Source organism: Halomonas sp. BC2 (genome assembly GCF_002078115.1).
In the GTDB taxonomy this organism is placed as follows: domain Bacteria; phylum Pseudomonadota; class Gammaproteobacteria; order Pseudomonadales; family Halomonadaceae; genus Vreelandella; species Vreelandella stevensii.
In genome coordinates this window covers 84578-108209 of record NZ_LFGT01000001.1, presented here as the reverse complement: position 1 = coordinate 108209, position 23632 = coordinate 84578, and the positions used below count along the sequence as shown (strand labels likewise).

The 23632-nt window shown below is 60.0% G+C and carries 24 protein-coding genes and 1 pseudogene; 12 read left to right on the top strand and 13 right to left on the bottom strand.

All coding sequences use genetic code 11. The features are described from left to right. Positions 1–45: 45 nt before the first annotated feature. The 3 genes from B7L71_RS00500 to B7L71_RS00490 all read right to left on the bottom strand — a co-directional run bounded on the left by B7L71_RS00500 (position 46) and on the right by B7L71_RS00490 (position 2329). Positions 46–507 carry a flavodoxin family protein gene (locus B7L71_RS00500; protein ID WP_081135125.1) on the bottom strand — a complete coding sequence of 154 codons (462 nt, stop codon included), beginning with the start codon at positions 505–507 and terminating at the stop codon, positions 46–48. Positions 508–600: 93 nt separating this feature from the next. Beyond that, positions 601–1521: a nucleotidyl transferase AbiEii/AbiGii toxin family protein gene (locus tag B7L71_RS00495; protein WP_232710865.1), complete on the bottom strand. Its 921-nt coding sequence runs from the start codon at positions 1519–1521 to the stop codon at positions 601–603. Next, positions 1508–2329 carry a type IV toxin-antitoxin system AbiEi family antitoxin gene (locus B7L71_RS00490; RefSeq protein WP_016914273.1) on the bottom strand — a complete coding sequence of 274 codons (822 nt, stop codon included), beginning with the start codon at positions 2327–2329 and terminating at the stop codon, positions 1508–1510. The genes B7L71_RS00495 and B7L71_RS00490 overlap by 14 nt, the downstream gene beginning before the upstream one ends. Positions 2330–2834: 505 nt before the next feature. Between B7L71_RS00490 and B7L71_RS00485 the strand changes: the two genes are divergently transcribed. The 10 genes from B7L71_RS00485 to B7L71_RS00440 all read left to right on the top strand — a co-directional run bounded on the left by B7L71_RS00485 (position 2835) and on the right by B7L71_RS00440 (position 11368). Continuing rightward, positions 2835–3389: a hypothetical protein gene (locus tag B7L71_RS00485; protein WP_081135122.1), complete on the top strand. Its 555-nt coding sequence runs from the start codon at positions 2835–2837 to the stop codon at positions 3387–3389. Positions 3390–3442: 53 nt separating this feature from the next. Continuing rightward, positions 3443–3919, top strand: a complete 477-nt coding sequence (locus tag B7L71_RS00480) for a YbhB/YbcL family Raf kinase inhibitor-like protein (RefSeq protein WP_026001743.1) — start codon at positions 3443–3445, stop codon at positions 3917–3919. 94 nt (positions 3920–4013) lie between these two features. Further along, positions 4014–4355: a zinc ribbon domain-containing protein YjdM gene (locus tag B7L71_RS00475; RefSeq protein WP_081135120.1), complete on the top strand. Its 342-nt coding sequence runs from the start codon at positions 4014–4016 to the stop codon at positions 4353–4355. Positions 4356–4588: 233 nt separating this feature from the next. Beyond that, a complete protein-coding gene (locus B7L71_RS00470; protein WP_016914269.1) occupies positions 4589–5053 on the top strand; it encodes an SUF system Fe-S cluster assembly regulator in 465 nt (154 codons plus the stop codon). A gap of 69 nt (positions 5054–5122) precedes the next feature. Then, positions 5123–6565 (top strand): Fe-S cluster assembly protein SufB, encoded by a 1443-nt coding sequence (gene sufB, locus B7L71_RS00465; protein ID WP_016914268.1) that lies wholly within the window; start codon positions 5123–5125, stop codon positions 6563–6565. 39 nt (positions 6566–6604) lie between these two features. Then, positions 6605–7354 carry a Fe-S cluster assembly ATPase SufC gene (gene sufC, locus B7L71_RS00460; protein WP_016914267.1) on the top strand — a complete coding sequence of 250 codons (750 nt, stop codon included), beginning with the start codon at positions 6605–6607 and terminating at the stop codon, positions 7352–7354. Further along, complete coding sequence (gene sufD, locus B7L71_RS00455; RefSeq protein ID WP_016914266.1) at positions 7351–8691, top strand: Fe-S cluster assembly protein SufD; 1341 nt, start codon at positions 7351–7353, stop codon at positions 8689–8691. The genes sufC and sufD overlap by 4 nt, the downstream gene beginning before the upstream one ends. Positions 8692–8705: 14 nt before the next feature. After that, on the top strand, positions 8706–9971 hold the full coding sequence (locus B7L71_RS00450) for a cysteine desulfurase (RefSeq protein WP_081135117.1): 1266 nt from the start codon (positions 8706–8708) through the stop codon (positions 9969–9971). 8 nt (positions 9972–9979) lie between these two features. Beyond that, complete coding sequence (gene sufT, locus B7L71_RS00445) at positions 9980–10549, top strand: putative Fe-S cluster assembly protein SufT (RefSeq protein WP_039179426.1); 570 nt, start codon at positions 9980–9982, stop codon at positions 10547–10549. A gap of 18 nt (positions 10550–10567) precedes the next feature. Next, positions 10568–11368 (top strand): SanA/YdcF family protein, encoded by an 801-nt coding sequence (locus B7L71_RS00440; protein ID WP_081135115.1) that lies wholly within the window; start codon positions 10568–10570, stop codon positions 11366–11368. Positions 11369–11387: 19 nt separating this feature from the next. Here B7L71_RS00440 and B7L71_RS00435 read toward each other — a convergent pair whose 3' ends face one another. The 4 genes from B7L71_RS00435 to B7L71_RS00420 all read right to left on the bottom strand — a co-directional run bounded on the left by B7L71_RS00435 (position 11388) and on the right by B7L71_RS00420 (position 14424). Then, complete coding sequence (locus B7L71_RS00435) at positions 11388–11834, bottom strand: hypothetical protein (RefSeq protein ID WP_039179432.1); 447 nt, start codon at positions 11832–11834, stop codon at positions 11388–11390. Positions 11835–11922: 88 nt separating this feature from the next. Continuing rightward, positions 11923–12831, bottom strand: coding sequence for a 30S ribosomal protein S6--L-glutamate ligase (gene rimK / locus B7L71_RS00430; RefSeq protein WP_016914261.1), 909 nt, complete (start codon positions 12829–12831; stop codon positions 11923–11925). A 41-nt stretch (positions 12832–12872) separates the two neighbouring features. After that, a complete protein-coding gene (locus B7L71_RS00425; RefSeq protein ID WP_039179438.1) occupies positions 12873–13313 on the bottom strand; it encodes an ATP-dependent zinc protease family protein in 441 nt (146 codons plus the stop codon). A 61-nt stretch (positions 13314–13374) separates the two neighbouring features. After that, positions 13375–14424, bottom strand: a complete 1050-nt coding sequence (locus B7L71_RS00420) for a DUF3549 family protein (RefSeq protein ID WP_081135112.1) — start codon at positions 14422–14424, stop codon at positions 13375–13377. Positions 14425–14708: 284 nt separating this feature from the next. Here B7L71_RS00420 and B7L71_RS00415 point away from each other — a divergent pair, with 284 nt between their 5' ends. Further along, positions 14709–15041, top strand: a complete 333-nt coding sequence (locus B7L71_RS00415; protein WP_081135109.1) for a YqcC family protein — start codon at positions 14709–14711, stop codon at positions 15039–15041. A 98-nt stretch (positions 15042–15139) separates the two neighbouring features. Here the strand turns inward: B7L71_RS00415 and B7L71_RS00410 are convergent, their stop codons facing one another. From B7L71_RS00410 to B7L71_RS00385, 6 genes are all read right to left on the bottom strand, one after another. Continuing rightward, a complete protein-coding gene (locus B7L71_RS00410) occupies positions 15140–15766 on the bottom strand; it encodes an OmpW/AlkL family protein (RefSeq protein WP_026001742.1) in 627 nt (208 codons plus the stop codon). Positions 15767–16020: 254 nt separating this feature from the next. Next, entirely contained in the window at positions 16021–17511 is a 1491-nt protein-coding gene (gene putP, locus B7L71_RS00405) for a sodium/proline symporter PutP (RefSeq protein WP_081135106.1), read from the bottom strand. A gap of 354 nt (positions 17512–17865) precedes the next feature. Then, a complete protein-coding gene (gene putA, locus B7L71_RS00400; RefSeq protein ID WP_081135105.1) occupies positions 17866–21057 on the bottom strand; it encodes a bifunctional proline dehydrogenase/L-glutamate gamma-semialdehyde dehydrogenase PutA in 3192 nt (1063 codons plus the stop codon). A 271-nt stretch (positions 21058–21328) separates the two neighbouring features. Further along, positions 21329–22168, bottom strand: a complete 840-nt coding sequence (locus tag B7L71_RS00395) for an AraC family transcriptional regulator (RefSeq protein WP_081135102.1) — start codon at positions 22166–22168, stop codon at positions 21329–21331. 24 nt (positions 22169–22192) lie between these two features. Next, on the bottom strand, positions 22193–22552 hold the full coding sequence (locus tag B7L71_RS00390) for a hypothetical protein (protein ID WP_081135100.1): 360 nt from the start codon (positions 22550–22552) through the stop codon (positions 22193–22195). A 231-nt stretch (positions 22553–22783) separates the two neighbouring features. After that, positions 22784–23191, bottom strand: coding sequence for a CBS domain-containing protein (locus B7L71_RS00385; RefSeq protein WP_016914252.1), 408 nt, complete (start codon positions 23189–23191; stop codon positions 22784–22786). Between the two features lie 150 nt (positions 23192–23341). On the opposite strand from B7L71_RS00385, the pseudogene B7L71_RS00380 reads away from it, so the two are divergent. Beyond that, a pseudogene (locus B7L71_RS00380) lies at positions 23342–23632 on the top strand (YqaE/Pmp3 family membrane protein); the annotation flags it as partial.

Here is a 23632-nt window from a genome sequence, read left to right as displayed (position 1 = left end):
CTTAGGGTGCCGTTTTGCCGTTTGGAAGGGGGCGCTAATACGGCATCAAAACATGCCGCTATCCAGCCCGGCCGCTAGCGTCATGGCCAGCTCCTCGACCTGTGTGGCAAATGTCTCCTGCCACTCGCCTCGTAAGACCACCGGTTGCTGAACCCAGCGCCAGCGCAGCCCGGTCACGATGCTTTCCACGGCTCGCTGGGTGCCCGTGCCATCGTGGCCAGCGCGAATGTAGAGCGCGCAGGGCAAGCCCTGCTTCTCATCCAGTACTGGGTAGTAGCTACGGTCGAAAAAATCCTTCAGGGCACCGCTCATGTAGCCGAGGTTTTCGGTGGTGCCGAGCAGAACGGCATCGCAGGCCAGCAGGTCGGCGGGGCCTGCTTCGAAGGGAGTTTTCACCGTACAGACGACATGCTCGAGATTGGGGTGCTCTGCCCCTCGTCTGGCAGCTTCCCTCAAGGCCTGGGTATTGACGGAAGGGGCGTGAGCGACGATTAATAGCTGTTTCATGGCAAGGACCTGCGCAGTGGCGATTGGCGATGTACAGGGATGACAGAATGGCAGGCCGGGAAGCCAGAGCTTCAAGATTCCGCCCTGCACTCCTTATCCCAGCAGCACTTTCAGCTCATGACGCTGTTCGGCATGTTTGGCCGCGTTTTCGTTTTTCAGCTTTTCCAGATTAACGAGCTTCCAGCGCACAGCTGGCAGGCCCGCCGCCTGAGGGCGATCAATGGCATCAAAATCGGGCGCACCGTCATGTAGGCTTAGCAAGAATCGCTTGGTGCTCTCATCGAAACGTGACTGAATGTCTGTAATCAAACGTTTACGCGTGTGCAAGAGTTCATCGAGGCTGAGGTGAGCCCTGGTCATGCCCTCAAATTCTTGGGCATAAGGCTTGTCAATATCGAGCAAGTTAGGGTTCAGCAGTTCGTGAGCGGGGCGTGACGAACTCGCAATGTAGATCAGAAAGGTCCGAAATAGGTCGTCCGTCAGGCCTTCGTTATCGTAGAGCAGCTTCACATCAAAAAGATCGCGCGGATGCTGGCGATCCAAGGCGGCGTGTAGCTTGCCGCCGAATAGATCTTCGAAAGAGACGATTTGCATATCGGCATAACCGAACTCATCTTCAACGGCGCTGGCGATGGAGAGCGTTTCAGGATCATGTACGACGCCGCGTGTGACTGGCGAGGTTTCGATCTTGATTTCAACGCCGCCCGTGCGAGCAAGAACACGAGTGGCGCCACTGCCTCCGCCCTTTATACGCTGTGTTTTGGCTCCGGCGATACGGCCTTCAATGGCAGCCGCGATGCGATCCATCGCGTCATTGATTTCGGAAAGGCTGTCGTTTCTATCTTTCACCGGAAGGTAGGTCAGGTCAATATCGACTGACAAGCGTGGAAGGTCTCGATAGAACAGATTGATCGCGGTGCCTCCCTTCAGCGCGAATACATCCTCCTGCGCCACATGCGGGAGAATGCGCACGAGGAGCGCGACCTGCGCTTCATAGGTTTCACGCGCCATCATTTACCTCCGCCTTTACAAACGCTTCCGGCACCATGATGCGATAGCGCGGATGTATCTTGCCCCCTTTTAACAGTGCGCGGTCGCCACTGCCAAGGTTGAACTCTGCAGGATCGAGACGCTTGCGCCAAGGGTGGTCATGGCGATCCGCAAAGACAAAGAACAACCGCTTGACCTTGATCTTCTTGCAACTGTGCAGCAACGCTGCCACTGTTTTTGGCCGCAGTGTCGTCAAGCTCTCGAATAGCATATCAAGGTTATGAAAACTCTCATGGTCGGGCAATTCGTCCATGGCTTCCATAATCGCCCGTTCGGGTGCCGACATGTTGAGCATCCAGTCCCATGGCAGCGTGTCTTCGGCGTTGATGTTGTTTCTGGCAAGCCCGACGGACGGGTCAGCGAATAGTGAAGTGTTGCGAGTCACGATGGGGGCGTTCAGTGGCAGTTTGCTTAGCCAGTTGGGTGTGGCGTTGCCATATACCCAGACAGGCGCACTGCTACCTAGACGCAGGTAGTGATCGTAGCCCTGTTGGGCAAGTGCCGTTGTGCCACCCACATGGATGTTATGGCGCATAATATGCTGCATGGAAAGCAGGCAAGTTTTCCAATCGATTGCGCCAGAGGTTGTTGCGTTCGGCGCAGGGCGCCGGAAAACGCCGCGGTTAACGCGCTCAAGCCAGCCGTTAACAACGTACTTCCGCGCAAGGAAACGGCTGATACCGTGGCGTTCGAGCCATGCGGTATCGACCATGAACCCTGACGGGATGGCTTCAAGCACTTTCTTTAGCTTTTTTTCTTTAGGTGTACTCATGGTTTACAAATTAGCATTTTGCTAAATTTTTTGCGATATGTCGATTTTGAATTTTTAAAAACAATTGTACTATAAGGTCACAAAAAACATGTTTTTTAAATAGTTGCGGCGGCAAGGTGAATTGCCAGCTGGACCGCCGTTAAAGTCAGCGCCCGTCTGTACCCTGGATCCCACCGAGCGCTGGGAACGCAGGGCACCCCGCCTTTTGGCATTGCTTCATCGCCGTGATCGGCGATTGATGATGCAGCGCTTCTACCGTGTGATTTAAAGTGCTACGTTTATTTTATGAATCCAGGCTTCTCGCATGCCGTGAGCGGCCGTGGCGTATGGGTAAACTATCTGAGCTATGGATTCTCCTCGGGCAAGAGCTCATGCCAGGATTTACTTCACTCCGGGTCCAGGCATGGGACGAGTATCAAGATAAAGGGACAATCTGTTGAAAGCTCAACAAGGGAAGCGAGTCATGTATCTGCAGGCCAGGAGCGTGGGGAAGAGAGTAGGGAAGGTGGCGGGGAAGCGCGTGGGGAAAGCGGCAGCATGGGCAGCCGTGCTGCTGTTGGTGGGGTGTGCAGGCCAGTCCTCGCCCTCCAGTAGCGCAGGGGAGTCTCCTTCGACGATGGAGCCTGCGGTATCGCCCGTGACACCCTCGGCCACGCGTGCGTCCACCTCGCCGGTCACGGATTGGGTGCCGCCGCTGCTGGCCAGCCCTGAAGAAGAAGCGGCTTACTATGTCAGCCGCTTGGCAGACCGCAGTTTCGTTTCGCAATATGGTGGTCCGGATAACCCTCGCCCCTGGTACATCGCCGCTGAGCGGCTGGGTGAGATCGGGGCGCCCGCAGTGCCACTTCTGCTGGCCAGGCTCAATACTCAGGATGCCTACGAGCTGATGCTGGTGCTATATGCCCTGCACCTGGCCACGCAAGATCCGCTGATCACTTTCAAGACCCGCGGCGAGTCCGTGCAGCTGCCGGGGGTGCTGGACGAGCGCATGAATGCCGACAATCGGCGCCTCGTCGAAGAGTGGCAGCAGCGTCATGCGGCGGCGTTGGATTTAGGTTAAGGGCCTGGCTACATTGATGAGTTGAACCTACGAACGACGACTTGGAGATGACAATGGGATTTGCACTATCTTCCATGCAGGTCAGCAGCACCGCCTTTGGCCAGCATCAGGCCATTCCCGCCAAACACACCGGTGAAGGCGAGGACATCTCACCCGACCTGGCCTGGCAGGGTGCACCTGAAGGAACCCAGGGCTATGCGGTGATCTGTCACGATCCCGATGCCCCGTTGGTGAAAGAGGGCAGCTACGGTTTCGTACATTGGGTGCTGTATAACTTGCCGGGCGATATGACGTCGCTGGAAGAGAATACCACCCAAGGAACCGTGGGCATGTCCGATTTCGGCAAGCCCGGCTATGGCGGCCCAATGCCCCCGGAAGGCCATGGTAGCCACCTCTACTATTTCTGGGTACTGGCGCTGGACCAGGCAACCACGCTTCCCGAAGGGCTGACGCTGCCCGAGCTGCTGCGTGCCGTCGAGCCGCACCTGCTGGGCATGAATCGGCTGGTCGGTACCTATCAGCGCGACTGACCTCTCTCTTCAGGCTGGAGCATTGTGCCCAAGCCGTGTAGGCTCCACTGCTTTCTGCGTCCAGTAGATGACCCGATAGCGATGGAGCCTTTGCATGAGTGACCTTCCCAACTGTCCCGCCTGCGCCTCTGAATTCACCTATGACGACGGCCTGCAATTCGTGTGCCCGGAGTGTGGCCATGAGTGGTCGAAAAGTGGTGAAGAGGAAACCGAATCAGCCAGCTCCGGTATCCGGGATGCCAACGGCAACCCGCTGGTCGATGGCGACACGGTGACCGTGATCAAGGATCTCAAGGTGAAGGGCAGCTCGCTGGTGGTCAAAGTGGGAACGCGGGTCAAGAACATCCGCCTGGTGTCCGGTGATCACGACATCGACTGCAAGATAGACGGCATTGGCCCGATGAAATTGAAGTCCATGTTCGTCAAGAAAGCCTGACCCCCAACGCCTGCGATCAGTTCGCGGGCGTTTTCTTGACAGACTGTCATAGCTTTTATGAATGAGAATGATTGGCTTTTTTGATGTTATCAGCGGCGAACGTGTCACGAAGTGGTGACTTTTGCGAAGGATTTTGCAGAAGGGCTTCACATCATTTTTATACAGGACTAAAATGGTCCCCAATTGACGGGTAAGCCTTTAAATCACACGGGTCATCACACACGGGAGTCACCATGCTCAAGCTTTCTCGGCTGACCGACTATGCGGCGGTGGTGATGGCGCAAATTGCGCGCCATCCGAACACTTCCCATGCCGCCGCCGATCTGGCCGAAGCCGTTCAGCTGCCGCACCCGACTGTGAGCAAGACGCTTAAAATGCTGGTCAAGGCCGGGTTGCTGGAGTCCCAGCGCGGTGCTCAGGGCGGGTATCGGCTGGCACGCCCCGCCTCGCGGATTACCGCCGCCGATATCATCAGCGCCATCGAAGGCCCCGTGGCCATGACCGAGTGCAGCCAGGCGGAAGGCGAGTGCGACCTGGTGGCTACCTGCGGTGTGGCCGACAACTGGCAGCGCGTATCCCTGGCCATTCGTACGCTGCTGGAGAGCGTCACCCTGGCGCACCTCGCCGACACTGCTCCCATCAAGCTGCCCGTTCAGCTACCCATTCAAAGCATTACGCTATCGGCGGCTTCCGCGTAAGTCGCAACCACATTCACTCATATTGACGGCGAGCTCAACTCGCCACCCAACTGCCCGGAGGGTATCACCATGGCAAGCGAAGAAATGGAACAGTTGGTTCGTCGCGAGTACAAAGATGGCTTTGTCACCGATATCGAAAGCGACACACTGCCACCTGGCCTGGATGAAAACACCATCGCCTTCATTTCCAAAAAGAAGGGCGAGCCGGAATGGATGCTGGAGTGGCGTCTGGATGCCTATCGTCAGTGGCTGAAAATGGAAGAGCCCTCCTGGGCACACCTCAACTATCCGCCCATCGATTATCAGGCGATCTCCTACTTCAGCGCGCCAAAGCGCCCGGAAGACCGCCCTCAAAGCCTCGATGAGGTAGACCCCAAGCTGTTGGAAACCTATGAGAAGCTGGGTATCCCGCTGCACGAGCGTGCTGCCCTGGCAGGCGTGGCGGTCGATGCGGTATTCGATTCGGTGTCGGTAGCTACCACGTTCAAGAAAGAGCTGGCGGAAGCCGGGGTCATTTTCTGCTCCATCTCGGAAGCCATCCGCGACTACCCGGAGCTGATCAAGCAGTATCTGGGCACCGTCGTACCGGTCGCCGACAACTACTTCGCTGCGCTGAACTCTGCGGTGTTCACCGACGGCTCGTTCGTCTTCGTGCCGGAAGGCGTCACTTGCCCGATGGAGCTGTCCACCTACTTCCGTATCAACGCGGCCAATACCGGGCAGTTCGAGCGTACGTTGGTCATTTGTGAAAGCCGTGCCCAGGTCTCCTATCTGGAAGGCTGCACGGCGCCCATGCGCGACGAAAACCAGCTGCACGCGGCGGTGGTCGAGCTGGTGGCGCTGGATGATGCTTACATCAAGTACTCCACCGTTCAGAACTGGTACCCCGGGGATGAAGAGGGCAAGGGCGGTATCTACAACTTCGTGACCAAGCGCGGCGACTGCCGTGGTGAGCGCTCGCGTATCAGTTGGACACAGGTGGAAACCGGCTCGGCGATTACCTGGAAATACCCCTCTTGCGTGCTGCGCGGCAAGGACAGCATCGGTGAGTTCTACTCGGTGGCCGTGACCAACGGGCGCCAGCAGGCGGATACCGGCACCAAGATGATCCATATCGGTGAGGGCACACGCTCCTACATCGTGGCCAAGGGCATCTCGGCGGGCAAGAGTGATCAGTCCTATCGCGGTATGGTCAAGATCGGCCCGCGCGCCAAAGGCGCACGTAACTTTACCCAGTGCGATTCGCTGCTGATTGGCGACAAGTGCGGTGCCCACACTTTCCCGTACCAGGAAATCGGCAACAGCACGGCGACCATCGAGCACGAAGCCACCACGTCGAAAATCGGTGAAGACCAGCTGTTCTACTGCCAGAGCCGCGGCATCTCGGAAGAAGATGCGGTGAGCATGATCGTGAACGGCTTCTGCAAGGATGTCTTCCAGGAGCTGCCGATGGAGTTTGCGGTAGAAGCGGAAGCACTGTTGAACGTCACTCTTGAAGGTGCGGTGGGCTAACCGCGCAGGCATCCCCCTATTTTTTAAAAGGCGATTACTATGTTGCAAGTGAATGATTTACACGTCACCGTCGACGGCAAAGAGATTCTGAAAGGCCTGACGCTCACCATCAATGCCGGTGAAGTGCACGCCATCATGGGCCCCAACGGCGCGGGTAAATCCACCTTGTCAGCGGTCATTGCGGGCAAGGATGGCTACGAAGTCACCCAAGGCACCATTACCTTCGAAGGCCAGGACGTGCTGGAAATGGAAATCGAAGAGCGCGCCCAGGCAGGCCTGCTGCTGGGTTTCCAGTACCCCGTCGAGATTCCGGGGGTGAAGAACATTTACCTGTTGAAGTCGGCGCTGAACGCGCAGCGTGCTGCCCGCGGTGAAGGCGAGATGCCCGCCCCAGAGTTCATGAAGCTGGTCAAAGAGAAGCTGAACTTCATGAAAATGGATGCCAGCTTCCTGCAGCGCGCGGTCAACGAAGGCTTCTCCGGCGGTGAAAAGAAGCGTAACGAAATCCTGCAGATGCTGGTGCTGCAGCCCAAGCTGGCCATGCTGGACGAAATCGATTCCGGCCTGGATATCGACGCCATGAAGGTGGTGGCCGATGGGGTCAACAGCCTGCGCGCCGAAGAGCGTGCCATTCTGCTGGTCACGCACTACCAGCGCCTGCTGGACTACATCGTGCCCGACAAGGTCCACGTCCTGATGGATGGTCGTATCGTCAAGACCGGTGACGCGGCGTTGGCCAAAGAGCTGGAGGCCAACGGTTACGAAGGCATCGAGGAGTCCGTGGCATGAGCGAGACACAAACCTTTCTGGATACGCTGGCGGCGCGCAGCCAACAGCGTGGCGCAGAGCCCAGCTGGATGGCCGCACGCCGCCAGGCGGGGGCTGCACGCTTCGAGGCGATGGGCTTTCCTACTCGTCGCGATGAAGAGTGGAAATACACCGACGTACGCGCCATTGCTCAGGGAAATTTCGCCCTGGCCGATAACGCCGAGTTCTCTCAGGCGCAGGCGGCTGCGCTGACACTGCCACTGGAAGCCTATCGCCTGACCTTCGTCGATGGCGTATTTTCGGCGGCGCTGTCTGACCTGGAAGGCCTGCCTTCCAGCGTGCAGGTCATGCCGCTCTCCAAAGCGCTCAGCGACAACCATGAAGCGGTGGGTGGCCCGTTGGGTCGTTTGACCGGCGTGGAATTCTCGCCCTTCTCGGCGCTCAACACTGCGTTCGTGGAAGAAGGGGCCGTGGTGCGTATTGCGCCCGGCACGGTAGTGGAAAAGCCGATTCTGCTGCAGTTTCTCTCACGGGCCGGGGCGCCGGTCATGAGCCACCCGCGGGTGCTGGTCGAAGCGGCTGGGCGCAGTGAGGCCACGCTGATCGAGCACTACGTGGGGGAAGCCGATGCTGCCAACTTCACCAACGTGGTGGGTGAGCTGATGCTGGACCGTGGTGCGATCCTCAACCACTACAAGCTTCAGGAAGCTCCGCTGGGCGATCTGCACATTGCCAGTATCCACGTGGAGCAGAGTCGCGACAGCCGCTACACCTCCTACAACCTGAATCTGGGCGGTGCGCTGGTGCGCAACGACCTGATTTGCGAGCTGGACGGCCAGGGCGCCGAAAGCAACCTGTACGGTCTGTTCTTCGGTCAGGGTCGCCAGCACGTGGATAACCACACCAAGGTCAACCACAACGCGCCGCTGACGTTCTCCAACGAGAACTACAAGGGCATTCTGGATGACCGCGCGCAGGGCGTCTTCAACGGCCGGGTATACGTCAAGCGCGACAGCCAGAAAATCGAAGGCTTCCAGAGCAACCAGAACCTGCTGCTCTCCGACCGCGCGCAAATCAACGCCAAGCCGGAGTTGGAAATCTACGCCGATGACGTCAAGTGCTCCCACGGCACCACCACGGGCCAGCTGGATGAAGAAGCCGTCTATGCGCTGCGTACACGGGGTATCGACGAAGCCACGGCGCGCGGCCTGCTGACGCTGGCCTTTGCCGGTGAAGTGCTGGAACAGGTCACGCTGGATGCCATTGCCGAGCGAGTCGAGCTGGCGGTGGCAGGCAAGCTGCCCGAGCGCTTCAACCTGGCAGGGCTGGTGGAAGCAGCGGCTGCGCTGAACGATTAATCAAGGAGTCCCCCATGCCCCAGAGCGTGATTGAGAAAGCGACCACGGCCAGCACCGCCGCCTACGATATCGAGGCCCTGCGCCGCGAATTCCCCGTGCTCCAGCGGGAAGTGCACGGCAAGCCGCTGGTCTATCTGGACAATGCCGCTACCAGCCAGACTCCCCAGGCGGTCATCGACGTGTTTGGCGACTACTACGCTCGCTACAACGCCAACATCCACCGTGGGCTGCACACCCTGGCGGATGAGGCCACGGCCGCGTTCGAAGCGACACGTCATCGCGCCAGGGACTTTCTCAATGCCGAGGATGCTCGCCAGATCATCTTCACCCGGGGCACCACTGAGGCGATCAATCTGGTCGCCCAGAGCTGGGGGCGAAGCCAGCTGCAGGCGGGCGACGAAGTGCTCATCTCGATGCTGGAGCACCACTCCAATATCGTGCCTTGGCAGCTGTTGGCCGCAGAGCGTGGTTTCACCATCAAGGTGATCCCGGTAGACGCTCATGGTGCGCTGGACATGGACGCCTATCGCACACTGCTCAACGAGCGGACCCGGCTGGTGGCGGTGAATCATGTGTCCAATGCGCTGGGGACCATCAATCCGGTCAAGGAAATGGCTGCGTTGGCCCATCAGCAGGGTGCACTGATTCTGGTCGACGGTGCCCAGGCAACGCCGCATCAAAAAGTGGATGTTCAGGACATCGACGCCGACTTCTACGCTTTCTCTGGCCACAAGGTGTATGGCCCCACGGGCGTGGGCGTGCTGTATGGCAAGGCGGCGTTGCTGGAAGCCATGCCGCCCTGGCAGGGGGGCGGTGAGATGATCAAGACCGTCTCGTTCGACGCGGGCACGACCTTCGCGGACACTCCCCACAAGTTCGAGGCCGGCACGCCTGCCATCGCGGAAGTGATTGCGCTGGGGCGTGCGCTGCAGTGGATAGAGGACGTGGGGGTAGAGGCCATTGGCGACTGGGAAGCCGTGCTGTTGACCCATGCCACTCAGGCCGTCAGCCATATCGACGGACTGCGCATTCTAGGCACGGCGCCGCACAAGGCGGGGGTGCTGTCGTTCGTGGTGGACGGTGCCCACTCCCAGGATATCGGGCTATTGATCGACCAGCTGGGTGTGGCGATTCGTACGGGGCATCACTGTGCGCAGCCGCTGCTCCACCATTTTGGCGTCGAGGCTACCTGTCGCGCCTCGTTTGCAGCGTATAATACCCTGCAAGAGGTCGATGCGTTCGTTGCGGCGCTGAACCGTGTGATCCAAATGGTACGCTAAGGACATCTATGGATATCGAGCAAGTGGCCAGCCTCGAACGAGGCCAGAAACTGCCGCTACAGCGTGATGTAGAAGCCATTGCCATTCCGTTCGGCAAGACGGATACGCTGGCAGAAGATAGCATCGTCAGTGTCATGCAGGCGAAAGGCAGCTCTGTCAGCGTTGGATACGAAGGGCGGCTGTATCTGATCGAGGGTCGCAATCTCGATGCCTTGGGGCTTGAAGCATTGCCACGACCTACGCTGCCTGAATCCGCCAGCGATGACGAGATCGAGCAGTTCGTCTGGGATCAGCTGCGCACCTGTTTCGATCCGGAAATCCCGGTCAACATCGTCGATCTGGGGCTGGTGTACGGGTGTCGTATCGAGCGCTTGATCAGCGGTGAGCGCATCGTCACCATTCGCATGACGCTGACCGCGCCTGGCTGCGGCATGGGCGATGTCATCGCTGCCGATGCGCGCAACAAGATTCTGGGAGCGCCGCAGATCAGCAAGGTGCATACCGAAATCGTCTTCAGCCCCGCCTGGAGTCGTGACATGATGAGCGATGAAGCCAAGCTTGAGCTCGGCATGTTCTAACCCCTGCTGGGGAGCTGGATGCACAGCCTGTTATTTCGTTGGGTAAAACGTTGTCTGCTGTCGCTGGTAGCCATGGTGCTGCTGGCGGCTTTGCTATTGGCGGCAGGCAACGCCTGGGTACTGCTGAGCACCTCACGCTATATCCATACGCAGCTGCAAGAGTGCCGTCCAACGGATGTCGCTATCGTTTTTGGCACCTCTCGCTGGACACGTAGCGGGCTGCGTAACCCCCATTTTCACGCGCGTATGCGCACCTCGGCGCGCCTGATAGCCGATGAGCGCGTGCAGCATCTGCTGCTCTCCGGTGATAACCGCACCCAGGCCTACAACGAGCCCCGAGCCATGTGGCGCGACCTTTATCGACGAGGAGTGCCGGCCGACAGGTTGACCATGGATTTCGCGGGCTTCAGTACCTACGACACCATGGTGCGAGCGCGGCATGTCTTTCAGCTGGAGCAGGCGCTGTTGGTGACCCAGAGCTGGCACTTGCCACGAGCGATTTTTATCGGCCGTTCGCTGGGCATGGACGTGACGGGTTGTGTGGCCGAAGAGCAGCCCTCGGCGGGCGAGTGGCGGCTCAAGGTGCGTGAGTGGCTGGCGCGTATGGCGACGCTAGGGGATCTGTACCTGTGGGGCAGGGAGCCTCACTTTCTGGGGCCAGCCGAGCCTATCGTGCTGAGCCGTGATCGATTGCCTCTGGAGCCGCCACCCGTGACCACTGATGTGCTGATCGACCTGGAAGGCGTGCGCCTGCTCTATCCGGAACTCCCTCTGCTCGGAGAGCCAGCGCGGCAGCTAGAGCCGTCGGCGGCTCCTTGAAGGTGCGCGAAAGGAGCGCTTAGCGGCGAGCTTTGCGCTTTTGCAGGCTATACAGCTCGCGGATCAATTTACGGCAGCCCTGCATGCACTCTTCCACAACGGGTTCGATGGGGTCGGGCAGCGGGTGGGTAAACAGGGTCGAGAGGGCTTGCATCAAGACACGCTCTTGTTCCAACAGTTCATTGATCAGAACCTGACTATCGTTGCCCACGAAGCTTTTCAGGCGGCTCCACAGCCACAGAAAGTCATCGCGCTCCACGTCGGCATCCCTGGGAAGCATTTTCAGATGGGCACGGGCCAACTCCTGCAGCTTGCGCATCTGTTTCAGTCGAGCCGTGTAGTGAGGCTTCAGCGCGTCGCGCAGCGAGGGGCGCAGGCGTTCGATATTGTCCTGGAAATAATCAATGCTATCGGCCAGCGCTTCCAGCACGCTGTCCATCGCCACTTGGCGATTGTCGAGAAACATGAGCGTCTACCTCCTTCGGTGACGCAGATTGTGGGGGTGGCAGCGTTGATTTGCCACCCCTAATGCGGATTATTTTTACCTTTGGACGTTAGCCTTTAGGCTTGGGGGGCGCTTTTCGGGCAGGTGTTGCGTTTTTTTCGATATGTTCGATGATCATGCCCGCGATGTCCTTGCCCGTGGCGCTCTCGATTCCCTGCAGCCCAGGAGAAGAGTTGACCTCCATGATCACCGGCCCATGGTTGGAGCGCAGCAGATCGACACCGGCAACGCGCAGGCCCATGGCCTTGGCTGCCCGGATGGCGGTGGAGCGCTCTTCAGGGGTAATGCGGATTACGCTGGCCGTGCCGCCACGGTGGAGGTTGGAGCGAAATTCGCCTTCGGCCGCTTGGCGCTTCATGGACGCCACGACTTTGTCGCCAATCACGAAGCAGCGAATGTCGGCGCCTTTGGCTTCCTTGATGTACTCCTGCACCATGATGTTGGCCTTCATGCCCATGAACGCCTGCACCACCGACTCGGCAGCCTGGTTGGTCTCGGCCAGTACCACGCCAATGCCCTGAGTGCCTTCCAGCAGCTTGATGACCAGCGGCGCACCTTTGACCATGGTGATCAGGTCGGGAATGTCGTCTGGCGAGTGGGCGAAGCCGGTGATGGGCAGCCCCAGCCCCTTGCGGGAAAGTAGCTGCAGCGAGCGCAGCTTGTCGCGGGAGCGGGTGATAGCGACCGAGTCGTTGATCACGTAGGTGCCCATCATTTCAAACTGGCGCAGCACGGCGCAGCCGTAGAAAGTCACCGAGGCGCCAATGCGGGGGATGACCGCATCGAAGGGCTCGATCTCAGCCCCCTTGTAATGAATCGAGGGGTGATGAGAGGCGATGCTCATGTAACAGCGTAGCGTATCCACCACCCGGGCCGTATGGCCGCGCTGCTCGGCGGCTTCCACCAGGCGGCGGGTCGAGTATAAATTGCGGTTACGCGAAAGTAGGGCAATATGCATGCAGGGCTCCGGGCCAAAACAGAAAGGCTTATTAAGTGTATTCAAGGCTCGCCGTGCAAAAAGGCAGCGCCGGGTGCGACTAACAAACGACGCATGGCGCGCCTGCCCAATAGCATGGGGTGGCGCATATTGCTGCGGTCGGTCAAGGTAAGTTCGACGGGAAAGCTGAGCTGGCCCAGTTCCATCTGTGTGCGAATGACGTAGCGCCATTCGCTGTGCCCATTGGAGCTGGTCACCCGTCTTCTGTCGTGTAAATGTAGACGATAACGATGCCCTGGGGTGTCGGGACCCCCGCTGTGTGTCACGAAACTGACCCACAGCTGCCCATGGGCGTCTTCTTCCGTCTCGATCTCTTCGGCATGCAGGGCAGAGGTGCGTGCGCCGGTATCGGCCTTGCAGCACAGATGAAGCCCCAGGTCGGTCAACGTGACCATTTCACGGCGGCCAATCACGGCCTTGGCCTGATAGGGTAATTCCTTCACGGGTGACTCCTGAGATAATAAGAGCAGAACAGCATGATGATGACCGTCACCTGTTACGAATTTATGCGCGGCGCGGCATCAGGCCTGCCAGGCGTGCGTGCATGGGTGAACCGACAGGTGCGTCACGCAGGGTCAACATGACAGGCAAGCGTAGCCTGGGAACGAGGGCGATATCACGCACGACGGCTGAGAAATCGGCATGCACGTTTTCGGCCAGCCTGTTCAGGAACAGCGGCAGGCGTGTCGCGTCTTCCAGCAGTTGCCAGCCGCGCCCGGCCATGGCAGCCATCAGGTCAGGGCCGCAGGCAGCGCTATCCTCAAGCAAGCTCGTGTACCAATCGCCTACCGTGGGTTCTGGTGAGCTGCCCACCGCTCGCACGCAGGCGCACAAGGTTTCCACGTCTCCTTCACTGGCGGCCTGTTCGCCACGTGCCTGCAGGGCCACCAGCAGGCACGTTTGCAAAGGCCGATGTTCAAGGCAGTAGCATAGCGCATGGATAACGTTGACAGGCAACTCGGAAAACCGCTTGGCCAGCGCCTCGGCGGCATCGTCATCCATGCGAACCGTGAAATCGGCCAGACCCTGAACGCCCAGCGCTTGCCAATCGATCGATTGCTGGCCGCTCAAATACGCTTCTACCGGCTCCAGATGCTGACTGGCAGGTAACCCCAGCTGCAGCGTCGCACGGGCATTGAGCATGGCCTGAAAGGTGACGTCGGGCGTGAAAGCCAGTGGGTTGTCCTTCATCAGGTCGTCTACGCCAGCGCTGGCGTCAGCTGTCAATGTCTGCTGCTCTGACGCCAGGGCATTACGCCCTAGGGTTTCCAGCAGGCGATTGATGAAGCCATCCCGCTGTGCAGGCGAGAGCATGCCCTGCTCGTCCAGCGGCAGGGCGAGAAACCAGATGGCCGGTTCAGGCATGGCGCCCAGCCTAAACACGATGCCCAGGCGCGCCTGCCCCTGCCAGGGCTCGGGCCAGGCGTGCTCGGCCTGCTCGAAGCCGCGCAGGGTATCCCGCGAGCAAGGCACGACACGACGCCCCATATGGTAGAGCGTCACGTCAGCACCGCTGCGGGTAAAGAACTCATCGAGGGTAGTAATTGGTTGCATGACATCCTTCCGAATTTCAAGCGTGCACTCTACCTTGATGCTCGGTCACTGTCAGCCGTAACCATTGATAAAGCCATACCTTATCGTCGAGGTGGTCAAAAAGTGAACAACATTCCCCGGGCCCCGTGGGAGTAGCCGTTGCGACACCTTTCCATAGTTTATCCACAGCCTCTTGCAGGTTTTCTGTGAATCTGTGCATAAACGCGTTGGCCATGCCTCTCGGTGGCAAGTTACCCACAGAGTTGGGATAATCACGCCGACCATTCCTTATGAGTAGACTGTTTATGAGCGTCCATCAACAGCTTCAAACCGCGCTTCTCGAGCTTGAAGCCGCGATGAAAGCCGCCAACCTATGGCGCACCTCCCTTCCAGAGGCGAGCGCGTTTGCCAGTCAGGAGCCCTTTTGTGTGGATACCATGTCGCTGCCCCAGTGGGTGCGCTATGTGTTCGTGGCCCGATTGACCGCGCTGGTCGAGGCCCAGGCGACCATGCCCGCCAAGTGTGAGGTAGCGCCCGCCATGGCCGCTTATCTGATGCAGGAGAAAGTGCGCGCCAGCGACCAGGTGCTGGTCATTCGCGCCATGGAAAGAGTCGACCAGCTGGTGACGGACAACTGAACAGGTAGCCGCCAGCGCGGCGCTGCCGTGCTTCTCAACCGAACAGGCCCGGAGCAAATGCCCGGGCCTGTTTGGTTGGATGGGTAGCCCCGCATCTTCTAGAAGCGGTAGCTGAGACCCGCCATGACCACGATGGGATCGATTTCGACGGTGCCCGCTGCGGCGCCGTTCACCGTGGCGTCCGTATCGATGTCCAGGTACCAGGCGGCGGCGTTGAGCGCCCAGTTGTCGTCGATCAGCAGGTCGATACCCAATTGGCCTGCCAGACCCCAGGAGTCGTCCAGATCCAACTCACCAATCGCCAGCTGTTCGTCCGAGAAGCGCGTGTAGTTGATACCGGCGCCAATGTAGGGCTGAACCCGTGCCTGGGTGCCGCCCAGCGGGTAATACTGCAGCGTCAGGGTGGGTGGCAGGTGCTTGGTCGAGGCAAGGTTCTCGCCGTTCAGGGCAATGTCGTGCTTGAAGGGCAGTGCGGCCAGCAGTTCGACGCCCATCTTGTCATGAAAGCGATAGCCCAGCGTAAAGGCGAAGTCGGTCTTGTCCTGAACGTCTACCGACAGGGCGCCATCGGCCAGAGCGCCGTTATCGCTTTTGGGTGACACTTGTGCCACGCCCACGCGGGTAAAGAAATCACCTGCGCCGTAGGCAAACGCTTGGCTGCTGGCGGCCAGCGTTGCAGCGGCCATGCTGGCAGCGATGAGAGTAGAGGGCTTGAACGGGCGCATAATGTTGCTCCTGACCATGATGAGGGTGAGTGGTTCGCGATCCATGGCGCCACTATAACCAGCCAGAAGCGGTGAGTTATTGACCTGAGGCAAAGAGCGCTGCGCAAGCGGCCAACAATGCAAGAGACCTCCTGCAAGGCGGGGCCTTGACGAGGAGGTCTCGGATGCGTGCTTGCCAGTGCTCAGTGCCTGCCGAAGCAGGTGGTGAGGTTGGCAAAAGGGTCAAGAGTAGGGGGTAAGAGTCATCGCCAAAATCAGCGCTCGATGTGCTGGTATTCACCGGCATCGGCGGTCATGTTGCTGACGACCAGGATGGCGATGAAGGAAGCGATGAAGCCGGGGATGATTTCGTAGACGCCCGGGCCACCCAGGAAGGAGCCGCTCCAGCCCAACGAAATCCAGATCATGACGGTGGCGGCACCGACGATCATGCCCGCCAGCGCGCCAGCACCGTTGGTACGCGGCCACATCAGCGAGAGGATGATCAGCGGACCAAAGGCGGCGCCAAAGCCTGCCCAGGCGTTGCTGACCAGCCCCAGCACCTGCGAGTCTTCATTGGAAGCAATGATGGCGGCCACGATACCCACCAGTACGACGCACACACGGCCCACCGCGACGCACTGCTGCTCGGTGGCATTCTTGTGCAGGAACAGGCGGTAGAAGTCTTCCGTCAGCGAAGAGGAGGACACCAGCAGCTGGCTTGAGATGGTGCTCATGATGGCTGCCAGCAGCGCCGCGTACAGGAAGCCGGTGATCAGCGGATGGAAGAGCAGGTTGGCCAGCACGATGAAGATGGTTTCAGGGTCCTGGATGTCCATGCCGTTACGCACTGCGAAGGCGCGGCCCGCCAGGCCCAGCGATACGGCACCGATCAGCGAAACCAGCATCCAGCCCATACCGATGTTACGCGCTACAGGCACGTCTTCTTGTGAGCGAATGGCCATGAAGCGAACGATGATGTGCGGCTGACCAAAATAGCCCAGGCCCCAGGTCACCGCCGAAAGCCAGCCTACGAACGTCAGCCCCGTGGTCCAGGAGAGCAGCGTGGGATCGATGCTATTGAGCGTCACCGAGGCCTGTGAGAAACCACCGCCGCCGTCACCGAACAGCACTACCGCAGGCATGATGATCAAGGCCAGCATCATGATGCAGCCCTGCACGAAGTCGGTCATGCTCACGGCCAGGAAGCCGCCTACCACGGTATAGATCAGCACCACGCCGAGGGTAATGATGACGCCCATGGCGTAGTTGCTCATGTCGCCAAAGTTGTACACTCCGGTGAAGGCCGTTTCGAACAGCTTGCCACCGGCTACCAGGCCCGAGGCGGTATACACGGCAAAGAAGATCACGATCACGATGGCCGACACGGTGCGCAGTGCCAGGGCACGGGTCGGGAATCGGTTGGCCAGAAACGCCGGAATGGTAATCGCGTTGCCGTAATGAATGGTCTGCTCGCGCAGGCGAGGCGCGACCAGTATCCAGTTGAGCAGTGCGCCCACCAGCAGGCCAATGCCGATCCAGGCAGAGCCCAGCCCAGACACGAACATGGCCCCGGGCAAGCCCAGCAGCAGCCAGCCGCTCATATCGGAGGCCCCTGCCGAGAGTGCCGCGACCTGCGGGCTGAGAGTACGGCCCCCCAACATGTAATCTTCCGAGGAAGAGGTCGCTTTGCGCATGGCATAGATGCCGATGGCGATCATGAGCGCAAAATATCCAAGCAAGCTAATCCAAACACCAGTAGCCATAACACTTCTCCAGTTCGTCAGAACGGAGTCAGGTCACCTACGAAAGCCCGCGCATGCTGGCCGCTCTTTCGTACATCCCTGGCTCCGACAGCGTCAGCGCCTTGGCGGTGCGTGGCCAAGGCACGTTGATCTTGTTGTTAATTTCCCTGCCGGTTCGGCGTGGCCAGTGGCTGGCCACGGCTCGAGCCGTCAAGCAGGGCGCCGGAAAGGGTATGGCGGAGTATCGATGTCGAGTTCCCTGTGCCTGGTGCACGGCCTGGGAGGGCCGTGGCAGCGCAGGCAGTCACGCTATTATTGTCAACCATGAGACGGATCCTTTTCAGGAGTTCAGGTTAGTTTATGTCGATGAGCGTTCTACTCATCCCCTAGCGCCAATAGCGACGCGTTGCCACCCAGGGCGGCGGTGTTGTTGGTGATCGTCTTCTCAGTCACGAAGCGCTGCAGGTAGTGTGGGCCACCCGCTTTGGGGCCGGTGCCCGAAAGGCCCTGACCGCCGAATGGCTGCACGCCGACCACTGCGCCGATGATATTACGGTTGATGTACACATTGCCTACTCGAATTTTCTGCGCTATTTCAGCGGCAAAGGATTCGTTACGGCTATGCACGCCAAACGTCAGGCCATACCCCCGTCCGTTGATGTCGTTGATCACCTTGTCGATCTCGCGGGCCTTGTAGCGCACGATGTGCAGCACGGGGCCAAACTGCTCGCGGGTCAGCGCATCGATGCTGTCGATGGTAAAGGCGACCGGGGCCACGAAAGTGCCGTGTTGGGTGTGCTCGGCGGTCATCGGGGTTTCGGCGACCAGTCGGTTCTCGCCCTTGAGCTTGTCGATATGTGCCAGCAGCCCTTTGCGCGCGTCCTCATCGATGACCGGGCCCACGTCGGTGCCCAAATCGCGCGGGTCACCGATCCGCAGTTCGCTCATGGCGCCCTTGAGAATCTCGATGACGCGGTCGGCCACGTCATCCTGCAGGTAAAGCACACGCAGGGCAGAACAGCGCTGCCCGGCGCTCTGGAACGCTGACTGGATCGTGTCCATGACCACCTGCTCGGGCAGGGCGGTGGAATCCACGATCATGGCGTTCATGCCGCCGGTTTCCGCGATCAGGGTTGGCAGCGGCGCGTTTTCGCGGGCGGCCAGGGCGCGGTTGATGATCTGAGCCGTATCGGTACCGCCGGTGAACACTACGCCGGTGATGCGCGGGTCGGAGGTCAGTACGCTACCCACGGTGGGGCCGTCGCCCGGCAGCAGCTGCACTACATCGCGGGGCATGCCCGCTTCGTAAAGCAGTTCGATGACGCGATGCGCGACGATAGAGGTCTGCTCGGCGGGCTTGGCCAGCACGGTGTTGCCTGCCACGGCGGCTGCGACGATCTGACCGCAGAAAATGGCTACCGGGAAGTTCCAGGGGCTGATGGCGGCAAACACGCCCTTGCCGCCCATGGATAGCCGGTTCGATTCACCGGTGGGGCCAGGCAGCTCGATGGGCTCGCCGAACGACTCTTCGGCGCGCATGGCGTAATAGCGGCAGAAATCCACGGCCTCCTTGATCTCGTCCACGCCGTCGGTGAGCAGTTTGCCACCCTCCCGGGAGCAGAGCGTCATCAGCTCGGCCATGTGCTCTTCCATCAGGTCGCCCAAGCGGCGAATGATGGCCGCGCGCTCGGCAACCGGCGTGCCATCCCAGCGCGGGAACGCTTCCCAGGCAGCGTCCAGTGCCTTGGCCGCCTGCTCCTTGCTGGTCCACTGCACGCTGCCCACGGTCTGGCGACGGTCAAAGGGCGATGTCACGCGATGGGTATTGCCCGCATCTTCGGCCACGTCGAACGCCAGCAGCGGCCGGGTGGGGTACTGCTTGTCCATGAACGTGGCCATCTTCTCCATCAGCGGATAGTACTGGCTGCGGATATTGAGGTTGACGCCACGAGAGTTGCGGCGTTTCGCACCGTAGATGTCCTTGGGCAGCGGAATCCGCTTGTTGTAGAAGCTCTTCTGCTGGCGCAGGGTTTCGATGGGGTGCTTGCAGAGCGACTCCACCGGCACTTCGGGATCGACGATCTGGTGCACGAACGAGGAGTTGGCGCCGTTTTCCAGCAGGCGACGCACCAGGTAGGGCAGCAAGTCCTTGTGGGCGCCCACCGGGGCGTAAATGCGGCAGTAGGTGCCTTTGGGGGCTCGGGCCAGGGCGGCGTCATACAGCGCTTCGCCCATGCCGTGCAGGCGCTGGAACTCGAACGGGCGGCTGTCCTGGTTGGCCAGCTCCAGAATCGTGGTCACGGTATGCGCGTTGTGGGTGGCGAACTGCGGGAAGATGCGCCCGCGGGTGTCGTCAGAGAGCAGGAACTGGGCGCAAGCCAGGTAGGCCACATCGGTACACGCCTTGCGCGTGTAGACCGGGTAGCCATCGACCCCCAGCTGCTGCGACTCCTTGATCTCGCTGTCCCAGTAGGCGCCCTTCACCAGGCGCAGCGGAATTTCGTCGCCTTGCTGGTCGGCCAGTCGGTTCAGGTAGTGCAGCACGGGCAGCGCACGCTTCGAATAGGCTTGCACCACCAGGCCGAAGTGGCCCCATCCCTTGGCAGCACTGCTTTGGTAAATAGCGCGGAAGACCTCCAGCGACAGCTCCAGACGGTCTACCTCTTCGGCGTCGATGGTGACGGCCACGTCCAGCTCGCGCGCCTTGGTGACCAGCTTGATCACGGTGTCCACCAGCTCGGCCAGCACCTGCTCGCGACGGCCAAACTCATAGCGCGGATGCAGGGCCGACAGCTTGATGGACACCGACGGGGCGGGGGTCTTGTCGCCCAGCGTCTTGCAGGCTTTGCCCACCTGCTCGATGGCGCGGGCGTAGTCGTCGAAGTAGCGCTTGGCATCGGCGCGGGTGCGGGCGGCTTCCCCCAGCATGTCGTAGGAGTAGGTGTAGCCCTTGTTGAACAGCGGCTTCGAGCGCTTGAGCGCTTCGTTGATATCGCGGCCCAGCACGAACTGCTTGCCCATGATTTTCATGGCTTCCATCATCGCCCGGCGAATCACCGGCTCACCCATACGGTTGACCATGCGATTGATGAAGTGAGCAGGCTGGCCCTCTTTTGGGTGGTCCAGCTTCAGTACCTTGCCGGTCATCAGCAGGCCCCAGGTCGAGGCGTTGACCATCCAGGACTCGCTCTTGCCCACGTGGGACTGCCAGTCGGCCGGGCCCAGCTTATCTTCGATCAAGGCGTCGGCGGTGGCGGTGTCCGGGATGCGCAGCATGGCTTCGGCCAGGCACATCAGCATCAGGCCTTCATGGGTGTCCAGGCTGTACTGCTGCAGCAGCTCGTCGATGGTGTCGACGGCGGTGTCCATGTTGCGTACTTCTCGCACCAGCGCGGCCGTGTTGGCTTCGATGCGGGAGAAGTCGTCCGAGTCGGCGTTCAGTACCTTGATCAGCTCGCTGACGTAGGCGTCCTCATCCACGATGTAGTGGTCGCTAATACGCGCCATCAGCGTATCAAGGTCGGTTTGCCAGATGGCTGGGTCACGCATTTTCTTGGCATTAAGCATTGAGGCCCCCGTAAGACAGGTCTGAAACAGGCTGCTGAAGCGAATGGCTGGATTCACTAGCGTTTAAAAACAGTGATAGCAGGGCAGGCGCCCAGTATGTTGTCGAATGTAGAGCGCGCGCCCGTCAGTTGTATGTCGTTTTCATGGCAAAACGTGTCAAATTCTCGGCAAGAAGGATCTTTTTACGACTTTAGTAGAGCGGCTGACCACTTGCCAGCGCAGCTCTCAACGCTGCCGGGCGGTCGAAGGGGGTTGAGTGTCTCGTGCTGGCCTAACGGCAGGGGGAGACCAGCGGGGCGGCAGGGGCCGACCCCGAGGCTGGGTTGGACGTAGCGAGCGTAGGGCTGGCACCGCCTTGGCGCAGCTGACGGGGCGAGGCGCCGTAACTGCGCCGAAACGCATGAGAGAGGGCGCTCTGGTTGGCAAAGCCGGTCTGGATGGCAATATCGGTCAAAGGCAGGCGGCTTTGCAGAATCAGCTGCCGAGCGGCGTGCAGGCGCTGTCGACGCACGTATTGCCAAGGCGACAAGCCTGTCTGGGCACGGAAGCGTTCCGAGAAGTGGGCCTCGCTCAGGCAGGCCAGCTTGGCCAGGTCGGCAACGCGCAGCTCGTCGGCCAGATGGCGGCGAATGAAACGGTCGATCTGGTGCAGGTCGATGCGCCGTTGGGCAGCGGATGGCTCTGCCCCCAGGCGGGCTTTCAACGACCCCAGCAGCGTCGCGGCCAGACGGTCCTGTTGAAAGGAGGTGGCCGAGTTGTCGAATCCTCGGGCCAGCTCGCTTTCGACGAAGGTCAGGTAGTGGCGTAATGCGCTGTCCAGTGCAAAAAAACGCGGCGCATCGAACAGCGCCACCAGCTCACGATGCTCTCCCGTCAGTGCGGGGGCGTCTTCCGGCAGGTCCAGAATCAGCTGGCGGTTATGGCCGCTGCCAGAGTAGTAATGCTCGTGATTGGCGGGCACGATACAGCCGGAAAATGCATTGACGCGTCCGCCCAGTCCCTCGATCTCGAACTCGGAAGAGCCGCACAGGGTAATGACGATCTGGTGAAAGTCATGGGCGTGGTGGCGGGTAGCGCTCTCCAGCGGGATTTGGCGAATGGTGCTGGGCATGAAGATCTCCTCGACGACGCAAGGCTAGCGCTGGCCCAGCGCGGTATGGGCCGCCAGGTGGTCGCGCAGGGCCTGCAGCTCCTCCTGACCGGTGGCGTTGAGCAGCGGTTTGCCCTGGGCGATCTGCCAGCGCCTGCCGTGGCTATCCATCAAGTGGGATGCGCGACGGCGTATGTTATCCAGGTATTCGTCATGCCGAATGGGGTAGCCAATGATGGTGTTCCACTCGGTTTCGCTCACCTGACTGGCCAGGGCCTTGTCGAACAGAGCGATCAGATCCTGAGGCTCGGTGCGATAGCGCGGTGTGCTGGCGGTCATCAGCGCCAACAGCACGCCGCCAATCACCACGACGCAAACGCCAAAGACCAGTAAATAAAGTGCCATGTCACGCTCCCTGTGTCGCGGTGAGTAGGGGAGTGCCCAGTATACGCGTACCCCGGGGAAGACGAAAATTTTGACCTTTGTGCGAACTTTTCCTCTGGGCAGTGTCTGATAGTGTACAGGCAACATCGCGATGGCAGTCGCTAATAGTGTTGTTCTGGCTATTGTTTTCGATCCCTTGCTTCCGCTGCTTTTTCAAGCAGCGGTTTTTTTTGCGATCAAGAAAATGTCGGCTCAATGACGTCGAATGGTCAACAGGGCGATCAGGATGTCGCGGCGGGTGACGATGCCAACCAACCGCTGTTGTTCGACCACCGGATAGATCTTGGGCTTCTTGCCCAGCATCTCCTGAGCCAGGTCGGTGATGCTCTGGTTGGGCGACGTGGTCAGCACGTCCTGGCGCATCAGCTCTTTGACCAGTGGCGCCTCGTCGTCATGGTATATGCTGTCCAGTACGCGGCCAAGCACGTCCTGTTCGGAAATGAAGCCGATCAGCCGGTCGGCTGCATCGACGACCGGTGCGCCAGGCAGGCGATGCAGCGCCAGGCCTTGCGCCAGGTTGGTGATGGACGTTTCCCCCGAGACGCGGTAGCAATCGCGGGACATGATGTCGCGTACGGTATCCGGAATCTTGTTGTTCATGGGCAGTCTCCTCGAGCGTGACGCAGTGGCCGCCAGGCACGGCCAACTCTTTTACTGTAGGAGATTTAACTTGCCCTGCCTTGCCCCCATACTTCAGACATTCAACGGTTGACCATGGTCGAATCGTCAGCGACGTAGTCAGGAGCTTTTATGGACGCACGTGAATACCTCAACCGCAAGGGAGTCGGTCTGGAACGAGAGCCGGAGCGCCCCAATACCCTGGAAGAAAAAGCCTGGGAGCGGGCACGCGGCTCCGGTAACCAGCGCCCCAAAGCGGGTACGCCTCATGACTGGGAAGACTGGGAGCGTTTTCACGATGACCTGACCGAAGGCGTCGAGACCCTGGAGCAGAAAATCAACAAGGAAGCGCACCGCAAAGCGCTGGCCCGCGCTCAGGAGAAGGCCGAAGCGTCAGAGGCGAAGGCCCCAAATACGCAGGTC

Bases quoted from the DNA above. Each gene is read 5' to 3' on its own strand.
- B7L71_RS00500 (WP_081135125.1), bottom strand. From the start codon at position 507: ATGAAACAGCTATTAATCGTCGCTCACGCCCCTTCCGTCAATACCCAG.
- B7L71_RS00495 (WP_232710865.1), bottom strand. From the start codon at position 1,521: ATGATGGCGCGTGAAACCTATGAAGCGCAGGTCGCGCTCCTCGTGCGC.
- B7L71_RS00490 (WP_016914273.1), bottom strand. From the start codon at position 2,329: ATGAGTACACCTAAAGAAAAAAAGCTAAAGAAAGTGCTTGAAGCCATC.
- B7L71_RS00480 (WP_026001743.1), top strand. From the start codon at position 3,443: ATGGGATTTGCACTATCTTCCATGCAGGTCAGCAGCACCGCCTTTGGC.
- B7L71_RS00475 (WP_081135120.1), top strand. From the start codon at position 4,014: ATGAGTGACCTTCCCAACTGTCCCGCCTGCGCCTCTGAATTCACCTAT.
- B7L71_RS00470 (WP_016914269.1), top strand. From the start codon at position 4,589: ATGCTCAAGCTTTCTCGGCTGACCGACTATGCGGCGGTGGTGATGGCG.
- sufB (WP_016914268.1), top strand. From the start codon at position 5,123: ATGGCAAGCGAAGAAATGGAACAGTTGGTTCGTCGCGAGTACAAAGAT.
- sufC (WP_016914267.1), top strand. From the start codon at position 6,605: ATGTTGCAAGTGAATGATTTACACGTCACCGTCGACGGCAAAGAGATT.
- sufD (WP_016914266.1), top strand. From the start codon at position 7,351: ATGAGCGAGACACAAACCTTTCTGGATACGCTGGCGGCGCGCAGCCAA.
- B7L71_RS00450 (WP_081135117.1), top strand. From the start codon at position 8,706: ATGCCCCAGAGCGTGATTGAGAAAGCGACCACGGCCAGCACCGCCGCC.
- sufT (WP_039179426.1), top strand. From the start codon at position 9,980: ATGGATATCGAGCAAGTGGCCAGCCTCGAACGAGGCCAGAAACTGCCG.
- B7L71_RS00440 (WP_081135115.1), top strand. From the start codon at position 10,568: ATGCACAGCCTGTTATTTCGTTGGGTAAAACGTTGTCTGCTGTCGCTG.
- B7L71_RS00435 (WP_039179432.1), bottom strand. From the start codon at position 11,834: ATGTTTCTCGACAATCGCCAAGTGGCGATGGACAGCGTGCTGGAAGCG.
- rimK (WP_016914261.1), bottom strand. From the start codon at position 12,831: ATGCATATTGCCCTACTTTCGCGTAACCGCAATTTATACTCGACCCGC.
- B7L71_RS00420 (WP_081135112.1), bottom strand. From the start codon at position 14,424: ATGCAACCAATTACTACCCTCGATGAGTTCTTTACCCGCAGCGGTGCT.
- B7L71_RS00415 (WP_081135109.1), top strand. From the start codon at position 14,709: ATGAGCGTCCATCAACAGCTTCAAACCGCGCTTCTCGAGCTTGAAGCC.
- B7L71_RS00410 (WP_026001742.1), bottom strand. From the start codon at position 15,766: ATGCGCCCGTTCAAGCCCTCTACTCTCATCGCTGCCAGCATGGCCGCT.
- putP (WP_081135106.1), bottom strand. From the start codon at position 17,511: ATGGCTACTGGTGTTTGGATTAGCTTGCTTGGATATTTTGCGCTCATG.
- putA (WP_081135105.1), bottom strand. From the start codon at position 21,057: ATGCTTAATGCCAAGAAAATGCGTGACCCAGCCATCTGGCAAACCGAC.
- B7L71_RS00395 (WP_081135102.1), bottom strand. From the start codon at position 22,168: ATGCCCAGCACCATTCGCCAAATCCCGCTGGAGAGCGCTACCCGCCAC.
- B7L71_RS00390 (WP_081135100.1), bottom strand. From the start codon at position 22,552: ATGGCACTTTATTTACTGGTCTTTGGCGTTTGCGTCGTGGTGATTGGC.
- B7L71_RS00385 (WP_016914252.1), bottom strand. From the start codon at position 23,191: ATGAACAACAAGATTCCGGATACCGTACGCGACATCATGTCCCGCGAT.